Source organism: Neobacillus citreus (genome assembly GCF_018343545.2).
GTDB lineage: Bacteria > Bacillota > Bacilli > Bacillales > Cytobacillaceae > Neobacillus > Neobacillus citreus.
In genome coordinates this window covers 43,712-62,751 of sequence record NZ_JAGYPE020000032.1, presented here as the reverse complement: position 1 = coordinate 62,751, position 19,040 = coordinate 43,712, and the positions used below count along the sequence as shown (strand labels likewise).

The following is a 19,040-nucleotide window of genomic DNA, read 5'->3' as shown; positions in this document are numbered from 1 at the left end:
ATGTTTGTCCGGACTGTTTCCTGCCTGCCGGCGTTGACTGGCCAGTGGCTTGTAAAGGGCGGCGGCGCCATCAAAGGCAATTCGGGCTACCTTGCCCATAATGCAGCAAGGCTGCAACGGCCTGATTTTTTGAAAAATAAAAACACACGCAGTGTGAACATGAATTTGCTTGGCGATGCCCTGCTAACGCTTGACCCACCGGTGAATTCTCTATATGTATACGGATCGAACCCGGCGGTTGTGGCTCCTTCAAGCAAGAAGGTGCGTGAAGGGCTTGCCCGTGAAGACCTGTTTACCGTCGTGCACGATTTATTTTTAACAGAAACGGCCAAGTATGCGGATATCGTACTTCCGGCGACATCGTCGTTTGAAAACACCGATTTCTATACTTCGTACTGGCATCATTTTGTGCAGCTGCAGCTGCCTGTCATCGAACCGTTCGGCGAGGCTAAGTCAAATGTCGAGGTGTTCCGACTGCTCGCTGAGCGAATGGGCTTTACGGATAATGCGTTTACTGAGACGGAAGCGGAAATGATTAGGGGTGCGCTCGATAACCCGCAGAATCCTTATTTGAGCGGTGTGAGCTACGAGTTTCTGGCAGAGCTCCATTATATGAAGGCGAATGTTTTGCCGTTATTCCCGGGCAGGCTGCCGACACCAAGTGGGAAAATCGAATTATATTCGGAGCGGATGAAGAAGGACGGGTACCCGGCGCTGCCAACCTATGTTCCGTTGGTGGACGATGGCGGGGAGTTTCCATTTCAATTTGTCCCGGGGCCGAACCATAATTTTCTGAACTCGACTTTCTCTAACAACGATAAGCATGTTTCTTTGGAAAAGGAGCCGCTTCTTTTTATGAATTGGGAGGATGCAGCGCGGCTGGGGATTGAAGATGGTGAACAGGTCCGGGTCTGGAATCATCGCGGCGAGATTGAGCTGAAAGCCGCTGTCGGGGACAGCGTTCTTTCGGGAGTCGTTGTGACCCAGGGATTATGGGCAGATGAAACCGGGATATCGGACGCAACGGTAAAAACAGAAACAAAGCACTTAGTAAACATCCTCACTCCCGACCGAATTGCCGATATGGGCGGCGGCGCCACCTTCTTCTCCGGCAGGGTAGCAGTCGAAAAACTACAATGAGCTGTAAAAACATACAAAATGTCCGCCCCACGTGGACAACACGTCAATTTGTCCACGCGTGGTGCCTGACACCATAAATGCCCCATCTTACAACTCTCTGTAAATTATAATAAAAGGAAGTTTCCAAATTCTAAAGAATGAGGACACTTCCTTTTTTTAAAGGCTGATTTTTTGATAATCATGAGGTTCCTAATTGAAAAATGTTACGGGTCGCATATGCAGATATTATATTGAAGAGATTATAACTGAAGATGTATTTTGAGTTTCGCCAGTTCCCGTTCATTTCTAGCTGCCTTTTCCCAAATATGGTCTTGGTCTGCCTGCATGTCGGTTAGCTTAGCATGAATTTCCGCAAATTGTTTTTGGTTTTCGGCACGCATTTCCGAAAGTTCTGCTTTTATCCCTTGTTGTTCACTTCGTAATTCTGACAGTTCTACTTTTATTCCTTGCTGTTCCCCTCGTAATTCCGACAATTCTGCTTTTATTCCTTGCTGTTCCCCTCGTAAATCTGACAGTTCAGTTTTAATCCCGCCTACCATTCCAATCAAATTAGAAAGCATTTCTTCTAACCTGTCAAATCGTTTCCCATCCATCACAATCACCTCCCTTTTCTAAAAAATTATACTCCTATATCCCTTTGATTACTATGCCAAAAACAGTAAACCTGTCGAACTATCACATATCATACAACATTCTGTCAGTGTCCATCTCACGTGGACAAAACGCCAATTTATCCATGCACCGTGGCTGACACCTATCCTGCCTTGTACCCTTTCCCCATCATTTCGTGGACATTGTGGACAGTGACGTAGGCGTTTGGGTCGATGTCAGCGATGATGTTTTTAAGTTGGACGATTTCTTGTTTGTTGATGACAATGTAGAGGACTTCTTTCTTCTGACCAGTGTAGCCACCATATCCTTCGAGGACGGTGAGGCCGCGCGACATTTTTTCTGTGATGCCAGCTAAAACCACTTCCGGCAAATTAGAAATTATTAACACAGCTACCCGTTCATCGAGACCTTCGACGATGAAATCTATCGCTTTCGCTCCGACATAGACAATCAGCAGTGTGAACATCGCTTTTTCCAAGCCGATGATGAATATCGACCCTGCCACCACGACAATGTCAATGATAAGCATCGCTTTTCCTATGCTCCAGCCAAAAAATTGATTCGCTAGTCTTGCCAAAATAGTCGTGCCTCCGGATGTTCCTCCCGCGCGAAAAATGAAGCCCAAACCTGCCCCCACCAGCAATCCGGCAAACAACGAGGCAAGCAGGGTATCCTCCGTCAGCTTTCTTCCTATATCCTCTGTTAAAAATAAAAACCCTGAACAGGCTGCAAGTGAAATTAGCGTATAAACGAAGGCTCTTTTTTCAAAGAATTTATACCCGACTAGGATCAGCACGGCATTTAATACGAAGTTCACAACACCTGGCGACCAGCCAAACAAATAGTGAGCCACTATCGTGATCCCTAAAATACCCCCTTCGGAGAGATGGTTTGGGATGGTAAAATAATTCACCCCTATCGCAAAAATAAGGGCGCCGAGAAAAATATATAGCATATCCTTTGCGGTTTTTTTCATCACAATTGCCGTCCTTTGCATAAGTACTTTCTAATAGAATACAACAAATTCTCGTAATTGTTTATGAGTAATAGAAATTTACCTTTTAGGTACTTTTAGACCTACGACTTTCTTCCCTTACGAAACTTGAAAAAGTTTTTTATGATGGAAAAGCTTGGGTGAAAAATAAGGAAGAACTACCTAAAAAAGGACATAAAACCTCAATTAAGAACGTATTTTTTTTAATAGTGCTAGTTTCGTCCTTCAATAAGAACGAATTGGTACATAGACTCTTTTTTAGGGGGGATTCCATTTTCCAGAAGCAAAATGATAGATTACTAGGAGGGCGACTTGGTTGAAAAAGAGAAAAATAACTAAAGCAAAGAAATTTTTATCCGCAGCACTTGCCGTTTCACTTGTTACCGTTCCATTTTTTCCAACAGTAAAAGCTGGTGCGGCAGCCCCGAAAAACAGCAATGCCAATCCAAAGGTAGAACTGCGTCTAATGGAAACGACCGATCTGCATACCAATTTACTTAACTATGACTATTACAAAAATGCAGAATACTTAAAGGTTGGACTGGCAAGTACTGCCGCACTTGTAAAGGATGCCCGTAAAGAAGTAGAAAACAGTCTTTTGGTCGATAACGGTGACTTGATTCAAGGGACTCCGCTCGGTACCTACTTTGCAAAAATAGAACCGTTAAAGGATGGCCAGGTTCACCCGGTCTTCAAAGCGATGAACCAAATGGGCTATGACATGGCCACCTTAGGTAATCACGAATTCAACTACGGGCTTGATTTTTTAGATGAAGCTTACGATGATGCGAATTTCCCGTTTGTTAACGCCAACGTTTATGTCGATGACCATGACAATAATCCGGAGAATGACGTCAACAAATTTACTCCTTATAGAATTATCAACAAAAAAGTCGTTGATGAGCAAGGCAAGAAGCATGTGATTAAGGTTGGCTTTATCGGCTTTGTACCTCCGCAAATCAACGATTGGGACAAGGCCAATCTAGATGGCAAGATTATTACGAAAAATATCGTGGACACTGCCAAGAAATTTATTCCGCAAATGCGCGAAGAAGGTGCTGATGTCATTATTGCAATGACGCACTCCGGCTTCAGCGGAAATAAAGCCAACACGGAAGATGTTATTTATGCTTTAAGTGAAGTTCCTGGAATTGATGCGATTACTTTCTCGCATACACATAAGTTGTTCCCAGCAAAGGATCTTAAGTCTTTAGATGGATTGTTCAAAGGTCCCGACGGTAACCCGCTTCCTGGTGTGGATAATGTCAAAGGAACCATCAACGGAGTTCCGGCGGTTCAAGCTGGTTATGGCGGCGGTTCATTAGGAATTATCGACCTTGACCTTGTAAAAGTTAAGGGCAAATGGTCAGTGGCGGATTCTCAGTCTTTAACACGCGAAATTTCTTCGCCAACACAGGTAAAGCCTGTTCAATCCATCGTGGATGCGGTGAAGGCGGACCATGAAGTAACCGTAAAATACGTCAACACTCCAATTGGAAAAACTACAGATGATATTTTCAGCTATTTTGCGCTTGTCCAGGATGACCCATCTATCCAGGTAGTGACAAATGCACAAAAATGGTATGCGGAAAAGTACATTGCTAACAACAAACCTGAGCTTCAAAACCTGCCAATTCTTTCTGTTGGCGCACCTTTCAAAGCAGGCCGTAATGGAGTGGCTGAATATACAGAAATTAATGCAGGCGATTTAACAATACGCAGTGCAGGTGATTTATATCTGTATGACAATACTTTGAAAGCTGTTAAAGTCAAAGGCTCTGTTGTTAAAGAATGGATTGAAATGACCGCTGGGAAATACAATACTATTGATCCTAGTAAAACAGAAGAACAAGCTCTATTAAATCCTTCGTTTCCGGTTTATAACTTTGACGTCATTGATGGGGTTAACTATCAAATAGATGTAACTGCACCAGCTAAATACGATCCGGCAGGAAATGTTATTAATCCCAACTCAAGCCGTGTAGTAAATCTTACTTACAACGGTCAGCCTGTCGATCCAAACCAAGACTTTATCGTGGTAACTAACAACTATCGCGCTGGTGGCGGCGGTAACTTCCCTGGTCTTAAGGGTGCTGAACTCGTTATTGACTCTGCTGATGAAAACCGCCAAGTTTTAATGGATTATATCTCAGAAAAGCAAGTAATCACACCAACAGCTGATAATAACTGGTCCATTGCACCAATCCCTGGAAACGTGAACGTGACTTTTACATCTTCGCCAGTTGCTGAGAAATATACTACAGGTGGCGGCAATATTACCTATACTGGAAAAACAGATCCAGCAGGCTTCGGTATTTTTAAATTAGACATTGGCTTCACGCCAGTAAATGTTCAACTCCTCGGTTTAAATGATTTACACGGCCAGCTTGATACAGATACAAAACTAACAAGAAACGGCCAAAGTGTTTTAGCGGGAAGTATGGAGTACACTGCTGCAGCGCTCCGTCAGCGCGAGGCCACAAATACAAATACCTTGCTCGTAAATTCTGGAGATATGATTGGTGGCAGCCCGCTCATTTCTGCCCTTTTTCAAGATGAACCAACTGTTGAAGTATTGGAGTCATTGGGCATGGATGTTGGAGCTCTTGGAAACCATGAATTTGACGAAGGTATTGCCGAGCTGCGCCGGATGATAAATGGCGGCGAGCATCCTGGAGGTAAAGGAACTCCGGGTTATGATGGCATGAATTTTCCTGTAGTAGCAGCAAATGCTTATGACAAATCAACAGGTCAATTAATCACCTCCCCTTATACAGTTAAAGAAGTGAGCGGGATAAAAATTGGTTTTATCGGAGTCATTACACAGGAAACTCCGGATATGATCGTGACCAAAGGAAATGAAAATCTGCAAATTACCGATGAAGCTGAAGCCATAAACAAATACACAGCGGAATTAAAAGCACAAGGCATTGAAGCTATCGTGGTGCTTGCCCATAATCCTGCCATTCAAAACGGCTATACCGATGCATTCGATGCTTCAAGAATTGCCGAAAACGTTGACGATGAAGTGGATGTTATCTTTGCAGCCCATAATCATGTTTATAATGACAAAGTAGTAGATAACAAGCTAATTGTCCAAGCTTATTCATATGGCTCTGCCTTCTCAGATGTGGATCTTGTGATTAATCCTGAAACAGGTGATATTGTAAAAAAAGAGGCGGAAATTGTAACGGTTTATCAATCTGATTACACTCCTGATCCTGAAGTTTCAGCGATTATGAAAAAGTATGAAGATCAAATTGCCCCAATTAAGGCCGAAGTAGTAGGGAATTCTGCAACGACCTTAATAAAAGCTTACCCGTCTGTATCGACAGAATTTGGCGACAATGGACTGGGCAACTTAATTGCCGATGGTATGAAAGTTGCTATGAACAGTGACTTTGCTTTAATGAATGGCGGCGGAGTTCGTGCTAATTTAGATGCTGGCGAGGTTACCTTTGGTGACTTATTCTCCATTCAGCCATTTGGCAATGTGTTAAATAAAATCAACCTTAGCGGTGCCGATTTGCGAGAAGTATTGAACAAGCAAATTACTACAAAAGGTCTTGACTTCCATATTGCAGGATTCAAGTATACCTACACTTATGACAGCACCGCTGGAACTGGACAGGTTGTCGACATCTTCTTGCCGGATGGCAGCAAAATAGATCCAGCGAAAGAGTATTCCGTTGTTGTCAATAACTATATGTATGGCAACGCTAGCTATGGTATTGGAGCACTTTCAACAGGTTTAGAAGTAGGCCCTGAGGATTTACAAGCAACAGTCGACTTTGTCAAATCCCTGCCAAAATCATTTGAATTTAAGGGCGAGGGACGAATCCAGAGAGTGACACAATAATTGTTTTAGATATGTAAAGCAGTCTGACTTGGGGTCCCCCCTGGTTAGACTGCTTTTTTGTGCCTCACTACATAATTTTTGAATCTCACGACGAAATCCGTTATCCTCACGACATTCCTTAGAACTTTTTTGGTAACAACAAGGTTTTTTAGACAAAAAATAGCCCTTTGTCATACCTTAAAATGACAAAGGGCCTTACAAAATAGAACTAATCTGTTAAATCGATTGAATACTTCGCAAACCCGCCACTCGATGGTCCGATGTATTGAATATTTTTAAATAGCTTCGTATAATCCTGCGCTCTTGGCGAGGATTCAAATACAGGAACCACTGTGCCTTGGAATCTCGCAATTGACCAGTTCTGATCCGCAGACGGATTAATCGTTTTGTTTTCACGAATATAGTTCGTGATGATTTGACGGTTTTCATCCGGCGACTGAAGAATGACTTCACCCTGGCTAACCCCCGGGAAGGTTTTGCTAGATGCCCGGTAGTTGTTTGTCGCAACAATAAACTTCTGGTCAGCTGTAACCGGTTTGCCCTGACAAGTTAAGTTCACGATTCGACTGGAGTTCGGATTAATCAGTTTCCCGTTATAATCATATTTCGCAGGCTTGGTCACATCCACCTGGTACTGAACACCGTCTATGATATCAAAATTATAGGACCGGAAATCTGGATTAATCAGCTGCTGCTCGCCTCCCGCTGCCGGATTCAACTGGTTGAATTGCCCCGCGCTCATTTCGAGCCAATCCTTTAGCTGAGCACCATTCACTAACACAGCGTTAAGTGTATTCGGATACAAATACAAGTCAGCGACATTTTTGATAGCCAAGGTTCCTTCAGGGATATCAGTGTAATAGCTTGACCCGCCGCGTCCGCCGGCTTTAAATGGCGCTGCCGCAGAAAGGACTGGAATACCTGCAAATTTGCTGTAGGTTGGATCCTTTAATTTTTCAACCAAATACTCCGTTTGCGCATTGTTGACAATTTGCACGGACGGGTCATCCTGAACAAGGGAAAAATAACTAAAAATCGGTGCGGTAGTCTCGCCAATCGGCTGGTTGACGTAATCAATCGTACCGATATGCTCCGGTAAGATTTCTTTCATTAACGCTTCATCAGTTGCCACAAGAGAATTGCCTTTTTCATCGGCAATCGGTCTGAAGGTGCTCGTGCCGCCAGCCACCGCCCATTTTCCACGAATTTTTTGCAACTTAAGGTCAATGACACCCAAATGGCTTCCGAACGAACCCGCCATCACGACTGGTTTACCGTAGATAGTTCCTTTTTCAAGATTGGTATTTGGCAGATTCGCATAAAGCGGACCGGGGAAAAAGTTATGCGAATGCCCGGTAAATACGGCGTCGATGCCTCTGATTTGTGTTAAGTAGTAGGCTGCATTTTCCATGTCAGGTGAATAGGGTTCAGCACTGATTCCCGTGTGGGCAAGCGCCACAATCACGTCTGCTCCCTTCTTTTTCATTTCCGGGACAAATTTTTTCGCAGACTCTACAATCGACTTGGTGGTAACCTTACCCTCTAAATTAGCTTTATCCCATTCCATGATTTGGGGCGGTACAAAGCCAATCACCCCTACTTTAATGACATGATTTTGACCTTCATCATCAATCACTTTTTTATTAAAAATAACATAGGGTTCAAAATAATGTTTGCCAGTAACGGCGTCGTACACATTGGCGTTGACTATCGGCATTTTCGCCCCTTCAAAGGCACGGGTTAGAAAGTCCAGCCCATAATTAAACTCATGATTACCGACAGTAACCGCATCGTACCCGAGCATATTAAAGGCTCTTGTAACCGGGTGGACATCACCGTCTTTTAGCCCTCTTACCTTTGCGACATAATCACCCAAGGGATTCCCTTGAATATTATCTCCGTTGTCAAAAAGCAATGAGTTTTTTACCTCGCTACGGGCTTGTTTTATCAAGGTGGACGTTTTTACCAGCCCCACCTTGTTATCTTCTTTTGTCTGGTAATAATCATAGTTTGCTAAAAACACATGCAAATCGGTGGTTTCAAGCAGGCGTAATTGAACCGCAGGATCCTCCCTTACTGCGTTGGCTAATTTCGGAAAAATATGACCTGTGAGCTGCCCGGCTATCAAGAGCAACAAGACAGCCACAAACGTTATCCTCTTCATTAAAGAAAAATCCTCCCCTTACCTGTCAAAAAATCATACAAACAAAAATAGTATTTGTAGAATGATTTAGAATATGAATTAAAATGGAGAAATTTAAGGGAAACCAGGGCCATCAGCAAGTCTAAGCGAGTATAAAATAAATTCCTGAAGACCAAAATGGGGGCTAGAGGAGGCACTTTTATGAGGGTTTTACTAATCCTACTTTGTGCGGGAGCCATTTTTGTTTCTACGTGTACATATAGCTTTGATCAATTCATACGGTTTGGGGAGATTCGGTTTGAGTGGGACCTTCATCCAGACCTATCCGTGTTCCTAGAGCCATTGCCATCCCACCTTAGCGGTGATTTTCTGCTTCAAAAAGCGGGGCATTTCACTGCATTCTTCATCCTGGCACTGCTGCTCCAATCACGGTTTCAAGCGAAAGGGGTGGCGCTGATTCTGGCCATTTCCTACGGGGTATTCACGGAGATTCTACAATTATACTTTACCCGCGATGGCAGACTGTTTGATATTGGGTTTGATTCCGCCGGCGTTTTTATCGCGCTTTTTGTTAGCGGCTTTATACCTAGACAGCAATCTAGAGATATTCATTTTAAATAAAAAGTTGGCCATCCCACTAGGGTTTGACCAGCTTTTTTATTCTTGTTTAAATTGACTCAGCCTATTTCTATTTGACTAATTCATAGAGATTTAATCCTAGCTCTTCTAGATCGTCCTTTACAAGCAATACATCACAGTACCCTCGTGGCAGCTCTTTATAGCCATAAGCTAAACCCGCTAATCCGCCTGCGATGGCGGCGACTGTGTCCGTGTCATACCCTTCGTTGGCCGCACCAATCACAACGTCCAAGAAGGATTCGCAGTTGAGAAGCCAGTATAAAACCCAATACATGGTGTTTACAACGAAACCATCCGGCGGGGGTGTGGGCCTTTGTCCATTTAAGGCAGGTTCATAGATGGTTCCCTTGATTTCGGCTTGAATAGCCTCCTTCAGCCCTGCTCCATGAAGGACGTGATAGGCGACTCGGTTATAGATGACACAAGCTTCATCGGCTAAGGAGTCGTAATGTGTCATTTTAGATTGTTCCCTTGTCACCTCTTCAACTTTTTCGAGGTCCCGGTAGGCTAATGCGACAGGCAGGCAGCGCATTAACGTGCCATTGCCTGCAGATTTACCGCCAAGATAATGGTAGTGTGCTTTTTCGGCAGCGGTTGCCCAGCTGCCCCCGCTGTATGTACTTAAAACCGCACGAATGATGTTGCCAATATCTTTAGGATTTGTAGCATACCATTTTAAAAATTCTTCCCCTATTGATTCGATTGGGGTTTCTGGGTCTTTTAGGATTCCTTTTGCAACAGCCACTGTCATGGCCGTATCATCAGTCGTTTCTCCCTTTTCAAGGTTCCAGACCCCGCCGCCGATAATCTCCGTCACCTTTCCATATTTTCTGCGAATTTCTTCGCTTGTTAAAAATTCGGTCGTGCCGCCCAGAGCGTCGCCAATGGCCAGACCGAAAAGGGCGCCTTTAATTTTATCTAACATAACTTCACCTCTTCGTTCATTAAAAGATATGGTGCATGAGTGGGGCGCTTACGCCACGGAAATGATGCATAAGAACCGTCCCCATGCATCATCCAAACTTGTTAATAATGCTAGCAACTAACGGGCTTGTATTTTCTGGGAGATTTCCGATGTCAAAAAATCCAGCATCTAGTGTTTCATGGCCGTCAATTTTGATATTTGCGTTTTTAATATCTTTTGATTTGTATGCAATCGTGACGGGATAGAATTGGTCGCCATTTGGTAGCTCGACAAAATACTGCTTTCCCGAGAAGACCCCGGCCAGCTCGAGTTCGCCAATCTCGACTCCCGTTTCTTCGAATACTTCGCGTCTTGCCGCTTCTTCCGCTGACTCACCTAGTTCCAGCAAACCACCAGGCAGCCCCCACATTCGGTTGGATCTTTTTTGGAGAAGAAGCCTTCCCTGGTTATCGAGTGCCCCCACACAGGCACCGACCAATATCAGCGGCCGTGTTCCAACAATTTGCCGTAAATCTTCTATATACCCCATTCAAACCTCCAGTTTATTGATTATATTTATTGTTCTTAATTCGGGAAACATCTATTACATTCCTCCATACTAAAGGACAAACTAAAAAGCAATACAGGCACAGCCGGGAAAACTGTCCGCCTGAGGCGGACAATGTCTACTAGCGGTGCCTGAAACTAGAAACTACTGCCCGTTGTAATCCCATAGTATCTTCCACTCTTCTTTTTCTTTAACAATGAATACCTCTTGTTTGAGATCAAAGTTTCCGTATTTTCCTTTATAGGTTTGTGTGACGAGGATTTTGTATATATTTTTGAAGGTTGGGCCCGTTTTGGACATTTTCCATTTATCAAGTTTCTCAGAGCTATCTAGAGTGTAGGTAAATGTTTCAACCCCGAAATGATTCATAAATACATGGGCCCGATCCTGAATATAGGCGCCTTTGCCAAATCTTTTCTTCATCTCGGAATGGAACAGCGCCCAGGAACTGGCGAAATCACCCTGCTGCTCATATTGATAAAACTCATTCACCACAGCTACTGCCTGGTCCGATGAAACAAAAACACATCTCACCAGCATCAAAACCGCAGCTATCAACAAAATCCCCATAAACAGTCCTTTTACTGGTACATTTCTTCTCCTCATGATGCACTCCTTTACGATGGAAAAGCCTTTATACCAAAGAATATGTCTTAACACGTCCAAATAGTAGCACTTTAGACCAGGCGCCGCCGGGACAAGTGTCCACCCTGAGCGTACATTTGTCCACGGACGGTTACTGACACCTTTGTTGACAGCCTTATAATAATCATTTAAATGTATGGGAAATATAAAATTACCTATTGCAAGTTTATTTAAATGCGAATAATATTATAAAGTATTTATTATATTGTTCGTGTTTTGGAGGAACTAAGATGTTTAGACTTACAGAAAATGGTACAAACATAAGAACAGAAGTGCTTGCAGGGATCACTACATTCTTCACGATGGTGTATATCGTCGTGGTAAACCCGGTTATTCTTGCTGATGCAGGCGTGCCGTTTGATCAGGTTTTCACTGCCACTATTTTAGCTACTGTTGTGGGCTGTCTTTGGATGGCGCTGTTCGCCAATTATCCAATCGCCATCGCGCCAGGAATGGGGCTGAACGCCTACTTTGCCTATTCCGTTGTCGGCGGTCAGCACATCAGTTACACTACCGCCTTTGCGGCTGTTTTTGTGGCCGGTATTATTTTTGTTATCTTGTCATTAACTCCCCTTAGGGAAAAATTAATTGAAGCCATTCCGGAGAATCTGAAGCATGGAATTACCGCCGGGATTGGTCTGTTTATCGCTTTTATCGGCCTGCGGCTAACCAAAATCATCGTAGCAGATCCAGTCAATCTAGTCCGTCTCGGCAATCTTCATTCTGCATCTGCTCTGTTAACGACTTTAGGACTTGCCGTTACTCTGATACTTATGGTTTTAAGAGTGAACGGGGCTTTATTTTTCGGGATGATTATCACCGGAATTCTTGCCTTTTTCACCGGACAGCTTTCTTTTGATAAAGGTTTCCTATCCTTCCCTTCACTTCCAGAAGGGTTGATGGTCGCCAATCCCATTACAGCGCTTGGCGATGTCGTTCATCACAGCCTTTATGCGGTCGTTTTTTCTTTCATTTTAGTAACGATTTTTGACACAACCGGAACGATGGTCGGGGTTGCAAACCAGGCGGGATTAATGAAGGGTGACAAGCTGCCGCGGGCACGTCACGCTTTGCTGTCTGACTCCGTGGCTACTGCAATTGGGGCAATGTTTGGGACGAGCCCAACCACGGCCTATATTGAGTCAACATCCGGGGTTGCCGCCGGCGGCCGGACTGGCTTGACCACTCTTACGGTTGCCGTACTGTTTATCTTGTCCGCTTTCTTTGGGCCGCTAGTCGGGGCTGTATCCGGGATTTCGGCGATTACATCTCCGGCGTTGATTATTGTCGGAAGCCTGATGATGGGGAACATTGCAAAAATCCGCTGGGGCGAGCTTGAGGAAGCGTTCCCTGCTTTCTTGACGATTTTGGCCATGCCGCTCACTTCGAGCATTTCAACTGGTATCGCCCTTGGTTTTATCAGCTATCCGCTGTTAAAATTGGTCAAAGGAAAAGGGCGTGACGTACACCCGCTTGTCTATGTTTTTGCGGTGCTGTTCTTCATCCAGCTTGCCTTTTTACAGCATTAAAAAACGCCAATATGCAAAAAAGTCCAATCCGCTGATGAATCGATGCGAATTGGACTTTTTTAATTTGATGCGTTCTATTCAAAATGAGGCAAAAGAACCGTCCCCATGCATCAGTATCGCTGCTCCTGGTGCCAGTTCCAGGCGTCGGCGATGATGCGTTCTAGGTTGCGTTCTGCTTTCCAGCCGAGTTCGTTGAATATCTTATCGGAAGATGCAACTAGTCTTGCTGGGTCGCCGGCGCGGCGGTCAGCCATTTCGACGTTGGCCTTCACGCCTGTTACTCGTTCGCACGTTTCAATTACTTCTTTAACTGAGTATCCGAGCCCGTTGCCGAGATTGTAAATCTCCGCAGTTTTCTCTTCAGATAACAGCGCTTCAAGTGCAAGAATATGAGCAGAAGCCAAATCGGTAACATGAATATAATCACGGATACATGTGCCGTCCTCGGTATCGTAATCGGAACCGAAAACAGAAATCTTTTCCCGCTGACCCAGCAGCTGCTGCAGAATAATCGGAATCAAGTGTGTTTCCGGATCATGGCTTTCCCCAATTACAGCTGATTCATGTGCTCCTGCAGCATTAAAATAGCGCAGCACAACATAATGTAAATCATAGGCTTTTGAAAAATCAGCCAAAATCTGCTCAATCATCAACTTTGAATGGCCATACGGATTGATTGGTGCCGTCGGCGTTGATTCATCGATGATGTCCACATTCGGAATCCCGTATGTAGCCGCTGTGGATGAAAAAATAAAGTTTGTTACATTGTGTTTCATCATAACCTTTAATAAAGTTAAAGTAGAAGCAAAGTTGTTCTGATAATATTTCATTGGGTCGACGACTGACTCGCCAACGAGGCTGTTTGCCGCAAAATGCATCACGGCCTGTATCGGATAACTATGAAAAATCATGTCCAAATCTTCTTCATTGCCAAGGTCGCCTTTTACAAAAATCGCCTGGCTGTCAACGGCATCGCGATGGCCGGTAGACAGGTTGTCCAATACGACTACCTCGTCTTTTTCAACTAGTTCTTTCACAAGATGGCTGCCAATATAACCTGCGCCGCCTACAACAAGGATCATCATTCATTTCCCCTTATATAAGATTCACGTGACTTATGTATTATACCATTATTAAAAAAATGATGCCCCATTTTCGGTTTCTTAGCCTTTTTCCAAAAAACTTTACAAAAAGTACTCCTTGCCCAGAAAATCGGGAACACAGGCACAATGTACTAGGCCCGAACCAATTCAAACTCTTGCCATAGGATATATATGATAATAAGTGAAATGGAGGAGATGAAATGAAGATTTATTTAGACCCGGGGCATGGCGGAAACGACCCTGGCGCTCAAGGAAACGGTCTAAATGAGAAGGATGTCACCTTGGATATTGCATTGAAGCTGCGCTCCATTTTAGTCAATCAGTTTGAAAATGTATCGGTCAAAATGAGTCGTGAAAGTGATATTACCAAAAGCCTGGGTGCCCGGACAAGCGAGGCGAATGCTTGGGGCGCAGACTTTTACCTGTCAATTCATATCAATTCAGCGGGCGCTTCCGCCCAAGGTTATGAGGACTATATTTATAACGGCCTTTCTAGGTCCTCACGAACAGCCCAGATCCAAGGTATCATTCATGCAGAGGTAATGAAGGTAAACGAGTTAATTGACCGCGGCACGAGGCAGGCCAATTACCATGTGCTGCGTGAGTCCAATATGGAAGCCGTCTTAACGGAAAATGGCTTTATCTCTAACGCTCATGATTCAGCCCTAATGAAGCAAGATGCGTGGCGGCAGAAGGTCGCTCAAGGTCATGCGAACGGTCTTGCAGCAGCCTTTAATCTTGTTCGAAAAAACAAACCTGCACCAGCGCCGCAGCCCGCCCCAACACCTGCTCCTGCCGCTCAGCCAGCGCCGGCGCCGTCAACTCCCGTGTCCGGAACCCTCTTCAAGGTCTATTCCGGTTCCTTCAAATCAAGAGAAAATGCAGACGATCGCGTCGCCAAACTTCGGTCCATGGGATTTGATGCCTTTGTGGATATTACAAACATTTCAGGTGGGACCTGGTACCGCGTCCAAATAGGTGCTTTCGCGAACCGGGAAAACGCCGAACAGCGCTTGAAAGTTGTGCAAATTGCCGGATTTAATGATTCCTTCATTATCATCGAAGGAGGCGGCGTAACTGCCACAAGCCCGACAGGAGGAACAAGCAGGACACCGGATAATTCCGGGGCGTCTGACAGCAATTCTTCGGGTAATGCTCCTAGTCCAGAAGTCGGTTCTAGTACTGGCAGTGTCACAAATGAAGGGAGTGAAGCGGCCCCATCCGGCACCGCTGACCCGAATAACGGTACTGCATTAGGCGGCGATTCTGAAACAAGCAGCGGCTCTGAAACAGTCATTGAAGCCCCGAGCGCCCCTGTCCAAGATTCAACTATTAACTCTATTTTCGGACCAACCTTCCTTTCTCCAGAGCATATGAACCGATTTGTAAAAACAGTCAATCCAAGCGCCCCCGATTTGGGAAGTCTTTATCTAAAATATGGCGAATATTACGGAATTCGCGGAGACGTCGCATTTGCACAGGCCGTTCACGAGACAAACTTCTTCCGATTCACTGGCGTCGTCAAGCCGGGGCAGGACAACTTCGCCGGCATCGGAGCAACCGGTCCTGACAATCCAGGTGCCAGCTTCCAAACACCTGAAGAAGGGGTAATCGCTCACCTGCAGCACTTGTTCGCCTATGCGACCACGAATCCACTGCCAAACCAATACCCATTAGTGGACCCTCGATTCCACCTTGTCAATAGGGGTTCAGGTCCGACATGGACGTCCTTAAATGGCAAGTGGGCCGTACCGGGAACCACGTATGGTCAGTCGGTTTTAAACCTGTATAAACGGATGGTGAATTTCTCGATTCAAAATTTGGATAGTATCCAAAAGGATATTCCATATTAAGGAATTTACCGCTAATTAAACGTTTGGGGAAAAAGAGCAGTAGTTTCCCCTATTTTCATAGTCTGCATTATCTAATTGGAAGCCATAAGAGTTGATTGATTTACTGATTTTTTCAAAGCTGAAAGCATATTTCCTCTTCAAACGTTTGATTAGATTGTTTTGAGCCCTTTTTATAAAAGGGTTTTTCTTTTTTACAATGGATGCTTATAAAATAATTTTTTCCACAGCCTGCCCTTTTGGGGGCTTTTTTTATAAATAAAAGATGGAGAGGGTAAACAGCTGGCAGACACCGGCCCGAACCTTGTCCAACTTTTTTTCATAAGATATAGGTGAAGTTCAGAATGGAGGTAAAGAAGTGAAAATTTATCTTGATCCAGGCCACGGAGGCACCGACCCTGGCGCCCAGGGCAATGGCTTGAATGAGAAGGATGTGACGCTCGATATCTCGCTTAGACTGCGCAGCATTTTAATCAATCAATTTGAAAATGTTGAAGTAAAAATGAGCCGGGAAAGCGATATCTCGAAAGGCTTGAAGGCAAGGACGAACGAGGCAAATGCCTGGGGAGCCGATTATTATTTGTCGATTCACATTAATTCCGCTTCAAGCGCTGCCCAAGGATACGAGGATTATATTTATAACGGCCTGTCAGATTCCTCGCAAACGGCAAAGTCCCGCGAAATTATCCATGGGGAAGTCGTTAAAATGAACCAACTGATTGACCGCGGAATGAAAAAGGCAAACTTCCATGTCCTCCGCGAATCGGCCATGCCGGCAATGCTGTCGGAAAACGGCTTTATTACGAATGCGCATGATGCTGCGCTAATGAAACAGTCATCGTGGCGCCAAGATGTCGCTCAAGGCCATGCAAACGGGCTTGCCAAGGCTTTTAATTTACAGGCAAAATCAGCCTCTGCCCCACCGCCCAACACCAGCACACTTTACAAAGTAATCGCCGGCTCGTTCCAGTCCCAAGAAAATGCGGACAAGCAGGTGGCATTGCTGCACTCGAAGGGTTTTGAGGCGTTCGTTGTTACCGTTGTGATCAGCGGAACAACTTGGTACCGGGCTCAGGCCGGGGCCTTCTCCAGCCGTGAAAATGCTGAAGAGCGGATGAACGCCATTAAAAATGCCGGATTTCCGGATGTGTTCATTTCAGTGGAATAAGCAAGTAATTTAATAAGAACAGGCAGCCCCCCTTATGGAGCGGGCTTTTTTTGTGCTAGCACAATATATTTGTTGTATAACAGTATTTGGGAGTGACTTTCATGCAGAGAAGGATTAAAATCATAGGTAGGATTTTTTAAGTTTAGCTAGTTTAGGAGGTACCCCCTTATGAAGCTTAATAGTGAAGAAATTGAAATTCTAAAAATCATTGAAGAGAACCACAAAATTTCAACGGCGACCATCGCGTCCATGGTCATGAGCAGCGAGGAGAAAGTCCGCGAAACGATCAAAAAGCTGGAAGAGCAAAAAGTCATCATGAGTTACCCAACTTTGATCAACTGGAGCAAGGTTGAGGGGCAGGAACATACTATTGCCATGATTGACGTAAAGGTCACACCAAAGCGCGGGGTAGGATTTGACGAAGTGGCTCAAAGAATCGCCCGTTTTCCTGAGGTATCTTCCTTGTATCTGATGTCAGGTGCCTACGATTTATCCATTACTGTCGAAGGAAGAACAATGCACGAAGTCGCTTCCTTTGTTTCGGCAAAATTATCGCCAATTGAAAGTGTTGTTTCTACGACCACTCATTTCATGTTGAAAAAATACAAGCATGATGGCGTTCGTTTTGACAGCGGCGACGAAAAAGACCGCAGAATGGTGGTTACACCATGAGCAATGACATTTCGAACTATCTTTCACATACAGCTAGAGAACTTAAGCCATCAGCAATACGGAAATTTTTCGATTTGGCCGCCGGTATGGAGGGCGTTATTTCGCTAGGTGTCGGGGAACCGGACTTCATTACACCTTGGAACGTGCGTGAAGCAACGATATTATCCATCGAACAAGGCTTCACCTCCTATACGGCAAACGCCGGCTTGCTGGAGCTGCGTGAGGAAATTGCAGCCTATCTACAGAGAGGCTTTAACGTGGAATACAATCCCGTTAACCAAATCATCGTCACTGTTGGGGCAAGCGAGGCAATCGACATTGCCTTTCGGGCGATTGTAAACCCTGGCGATGAAGTCCTTATCGTAGAACCGTCGTTCGTTTCTTACGCACCATTGGTGGCATTGGCGGGCGGGATACCAATCCCTGTATCCACCTCACCTGAAAACGGCTTTAAAATCACGGCCCAGCAAATTGAAGCGGCGATCACGGAAAAAACAAAAGCTATTTTAATCTGTTCGCCAAACAATCCAACTGGTACGGCTTTAACGCGTGAAGATCTGAAAGAAATCGCCGCGACGATCATAAAACATGACCTGATTGTCGTTTCCGACGAAATTTACGCCGAACTAACCTATGACGAGGAATTTACAAGCTTCGCTGCGATAGAAGGCATGTATGAGCGGACAATTTTAATTAACGGTTTTTCCAAAGGCTTTGCGATGACAGGCTGGAGGCTGGGATTCTTGGCAGCTCCTGCTGAGTTTGTCGGGCATATGCTAAAAATTCACCAATACACGACCATGTGTGCGCCGCATATGCTTCAGCACGGGGCCATTGAGGCACTGCGCAACACATACCATGAGGTTGAAGCGATGCGAAACAGCTATCGCCGCCGCCGTAATTATGTAGTGGACACGTTGAACAATATCGGGCTGGACTGCCATATTCCAGGCGGGGCCTTTTACGTGTTCCCATCAATTAAGGCGACCGGCCTAAGTTCCGAGCAGTTTGCTGAGGAGCTCCTGATAGAGGAAAAAGTCGCCGTTGTACCAGGCAATGCCTTCGGGGAAAGCGGTGAAGGGTATATCCGCTGCTCCTATGCAACTTCGATGGAACAGCTGCAAGAAGCTTTAAAGCGAATGCAGCGGTTTGTGGAGCGTAGAGTTGGGGCTATGGTGAAATAATTATAAAGGTTCGGGCAGGTTCATTGGGAA

The 19,040-nt window shown here is 44.9% G+C and carries 15 protein-coding genes; 8 read left to right on the top strand and 7 right to left on the bottom strand.

Annotated features, from left to right (window positions below):
• Positions 1-1,140, top strand: a 1,140-nt coding sequence (locus KHB02_RS17155) for a molybdopterin-containing oxidoreductase family protein (protein ID WP_241113917.1), incomplete at its 5' end; no start/stop codon positions are given.
• Positions 1,141-1,379: 239 nt separating this feature from the next.
• Here KHB02_RS17155 and KHB02_RS17150 read toward each other — a convergent pair.
• Positions 1,380-1,733, bottom strand: coding sequence for a coiled-coil domain-containing protein (locus tag KHB02_RS17150; RefSeq protein ID WP_213144049.1), 354 nt, complete (start codon positions 1,731-1,733; stop codon positions 1,380-1,382).
• Between the two features lie 161 nt (positions 1,734-1,894).
• On the bottom strand, positions 1,895-2,731 hold the full coding sequence (locus tag KHB02_RS17145) for a YitT family protein (protein WP_213144048.1): 837 nt from the start codon (positions 2,729-2,731) through the stop codon (positions 1,895-1,897).
• 331 nt (positions 2,732-3,062) lie between these two features.
• Here KHB02_RS17145 and KHB02_RS17140 point away from each other — a divergent pair, with 331 nt between their 5' ends.
• Positions 3,063-6,605, top strand: coding sequence for a bifunctional 2',3'-cyclic-nucleotide 2'-phosphodiesterase/3'-nucleotidase (locus KHB02_RS17140; protein WP_213144047.1), 3,543 nt, complete (start codon positions 3,063-3,065; stop codon positions 6,603-6,605).
• A 208-nt stretch (positions 6,606-6,813) separates the two neighbouring features.
• Here the strand turns inward: KHB02_RS17140 and KHB02_RS17135 are convergent, their stop codons facing one another.
• Positions 6,814-8,769, bottom strand: a complete 1,956-nt coding sequence (locus KHB02_RS17135; protein WP_213144046.1) for a bifunctional 2',3'-cyclic-nucleotide 2'-phosphodiesterase/3'-nucleotidase — start codon at positions 8,767-8,769, stop codon at positions 6,814-6,816.
• A gap of 180 nt (positions 8,770-8,949) precedes the next feature.
• Here KHB02_RS17135 and KHB02_RS17130 point away from each other — a divergent pair, with 180 nt between their 5' ends.
• Positions 8,950-9,369 (top strand): VanZ family protein, encoded by a 420-nt coding sequence (locus KHB02_RS17130; RefSeq protein WP_213144045.1) that lies wholly within the window; start codon positions 8,950-8,952, stop codon positions 9,367-9,369.
• Positions 9,370-9,436: 67 nt separating this feature from the next.
• On the opposite strand, the gene KHB02_RS17125 is transcribed toward KHB02_RS17130, so the two are convergent.
• The 3 genes from KHB02_RS17125 to KHB02_RS17115 all read right to left on the bottom strand — a co-directional run bounded on the left by KHB02_RS17125 (position 9,437) and on the right by KHB02_RS17115 (position 11,465).
• A complete protein-coding gene (locus KHB02_RS17125) occupies positions 9,437-10,312 on the bottom strand; it encodes an ADP-ribosylglycohydrolase family protein (RefSeq protein WP_213144044.1) in 876 nt (291 codons plus the stop codon).
• Between the two features lie 88 nt (positions 10,313-10,400).
• The gene (locus KHB02_RS17120; RefSeq protein ID WP_213144043.1) at positions 10,401-10,841 is read right to left on the bottom strand and encodes an NUDIX hydrolase; all 441 of its coding nucleotides are present in this window, start codon (positions 10,839-10,841) and stop codon (positions 10,401-10,403) included.
• Between the two features lie 162 nt (positions 10,842-11,003).
• Entirely contained in the window at positions 11,004-11,465 is a 462-nt protein-coding gene (locus KHB02_RS17115) for a hypothetical protein (protein WP_213144042.1), read from the bottom strand.
• 269 nt (positions 11,466-11,734) lie between these two features.
• On the opposite strand from KHB02_RS17115, the gene KHB02_RS17110 reads away from it, so the two are divergent.
• On the top strand, positions 11,735-13,033 hold the full coding sequence (locus KHB02_RS17110; RefSeq protein ID WP_213144041.1) for an NCS2 family permease: 1,299 nt from the start codon (positions 11,735-11,737) through the stop codon (positions 13,031-13,033).
• Positions 13,034-13,143: 110 nt separating this feature from the next.
• Here KHB02_RS17110 and galE read toward each other — a convergent pair whose 3' ends face one another.
• The gene (gene galE / locus KHB02_RS17105) at positions 13,144-14,115 is read right to left on the bottom strand and encodes a UDP-glucose 4-epimerase GalE (RefSeq protein ID WP_213144482.1); all 972 of its coding nucleotides are present in this window, start codon (positions 14,113-14,115) and stop codon (positions 13,144-13,146) included.
• A gap of 221 nt (positions 14,116-14,336) precedes the next feature.
• Between galE and KHB02_RS17100 the strand changes: the two genes are divergently transcribed.
• The 4 genes from KHB02_RS17100 (at position 14,337) to KHB02_RS17085 (ending at position 19,010) form a co-directional block, all read left to right on the top strand.
• Complete coding sequence (locus tag KHB02_RS17100; protein WP_241113916.1) at positions 14,337-15,989, top strand: N-acetylmuramoyl-L-alanine amidase; 1,653 nt, start codon at positions 14,337-14,339, stop codon at positions 15,987-15,989.
• A 355-nt stretch (positions 15,990-16,344) separates the two neighbouring features.
• Positions 16,345-17,154 carry an N-acetylmuramoyl-L-alanine amidase gene (locus tag KHB02_RS17095; RefSeq protein ID WP_213144040.1) on the top strand — a complete coding sequence of 270 codons (810 nt, stop codon included), beginning with the start codon at positions 16,345-16,347 and terminating at the stop codon, positions 17,152-17,154.
• Between the two features lie 168 nt (positions 17,155-17,322).
• The gene (locus KHB02_RS17090) at positions 17,323-17,826 is read left to right on the top strand and encodes an Lrp/AsnC family transcriptional regulator (RefSeq protein ID WP_213144039.1); all 504 of its coding nucleotides are present in this window, start codon (positions 17,323-17,325) and stop codon (positions 17,824-17,826) included.
• On the top strand, positions 17,823-19,010 hold the full coding sequence (locus KHB02_RS17085; RefSeq protein ID WP_213144038.1) for an aminotransferase: 1,188 nt from the start codon (positions 17,823-17,825) through the stop codon (positions 19,008-19,010). Before KHB02_RS17090 ends, KHB02_RS17085 begins: the two co-directional genes overlap by 4 nt.
• Positions 19,011-19,040: the final 30 nt, after the last annotated feature.

Bases quoted from the DNA above. Each gene is read 5' to 3' on its own strand.
- KHB02_RS17150 (WP_213144049.1), bottom strand. From the start codon at position 1,733: ATGGATGGGAAACGATTTGACAGGTTAGAAGAAATGCTTTCTAATTTG.
- KHB02_RS17135 (WP_213144046.1), bottom strand. From the start codon at position 8,769: ATGAAGAGGATAACGTTTGTGGCTGTCTTGTTGCTCTTGATAGCCGGG.
- KHB02_RS17130 (WP_213144045.1), top strand. From the start codon at position 8,950: ATGAGGGTTTTACTAATCCTACTTTGTGCGGGAGCCATTTTTGTTTCT.
- KHB02_RS17125 (WP_213144044.1), bottom strand. From the start codon at position 10,312: ATGTTAGATAAAATTAAAGGCGCCCTTTTCGGTCTGGCCATTGGCGAC.
- KHB02_RS17120 (WP_213144043.1), bottom strand. From the start codon at position 10,841: ATGGGGTATATAGAAGATTTACGGCAAATTGTTGGAACACGGCCGCTG.
- KHB02_RS17115 (WP_213144042.1), bottom strand. From the start codon at position 11,465: ATGAGGAGAAGAAATGTACCAGTAAAAGGACTGTTTATGGGGATTTTG.
- KHB02_RS17110 (WP_213144041.1), top strand. From the start codon at position 11,735: ATGTTTAGACTTACAGAAAATGGTACAAACATAAGAACAGAAGTGCTT.
- galE (WP_213144482.1), bottom strand. From the start codon at position 14,115: ATGATCCTTGTTGTAGGCGGCGCAGGTTATATTGGCAGCCATCTTGTG.
- KHB02_RS17100 (WP_241113916.1), top strand. From the start codon at position 14,337: ATGAAGATTTATTTAGACCCGGGGCATGGCGGAAACGACCCTGGCGCT.
- KHB02_RS17090 (WP_213144039.1), top strand. From the start codon at position 17,323: ATGAAGCTTAATAGTGAAGAAATTGAAATTCTAAAAATCATTGAAGAG.
- KHB02_RS17085 (WP_213144038.1), top strand. From the start codon at position 17,823: ATGAGCAATGACATTTCGAACTATCTTTCACATACAGCTAGAGAACTT.